Origin of the sequence: Candidatus Pelagibacter communis, from assembly GCF_001180165.1 — a bacterium.
In the GTDB taxonomy this organism is placed as follows: Bacteria; Pseudomonadota; Alphaproteobacteria; order Pelagibacterales; family Pelagibacteraceae; genus Pelagibacter; species Pelagibacter ubique_P.
Genome location: NZ_CVSQ01000040.1, coordinates 1 through 507, shown reverse-complemented (window position 1 = coordinate 507; position 507 = coordinate 1). Strand labels below are relative to the sequence as shown.

The window sequence follows — 507 nt, the reverse complement described above, 5'->3', positions numbered from 1 at the left end:
AATAACCAATCAAAGAGGCAACTGTTCCACCTTCCGCTGGTAATACTCCTATAAAAGATCCAATTCCACTTGATCTTAATATTGTTTTCCAAGTTTTCTTATAATCACCTTTACTAGGAAGCTTAATTGCTTTCAAAGCTATTCTGTTAAATACTTGATTGATTAATGTTGATTGAGTTAACATTTCACTCATTGCGAAAAGTCCAACCACAACTGGTATAAAACCTATTCCTTCAGTTAATTCATTGATCCCAAAAGTAAAACGATCAATTGAAGTCATAAAATCTTTTCCAACTGTAGAAATCAATATTCCAAAAGCACCTGCGATTAAATTTTTAATTGGACTACCTTCACCAATTGATGCAAGCATTGTTAAACCAAATATTGCTAATGCAAAATATTCTGGCTGACCAAACTCATAAGCAAGTTGTGCTAATATAGGTGCAAAGAAAACTAATATAACAACACTAAATATACCTCCCACAGTAGTTGATACTGTTGCCATGC

General features: G+C 32.9%; 1 protein-coding gene. It reads right to left on the bottom strand.

Translation table 11 applies throughout. The features are described 5' to 3' along the window. The coding region (locus AMN88_RS02205; protein WP_143323660.1) for a tripartite tricarboxylate transporter permease at positions 1–507 on the bottom strand (507 nt) is incomplete at both ends.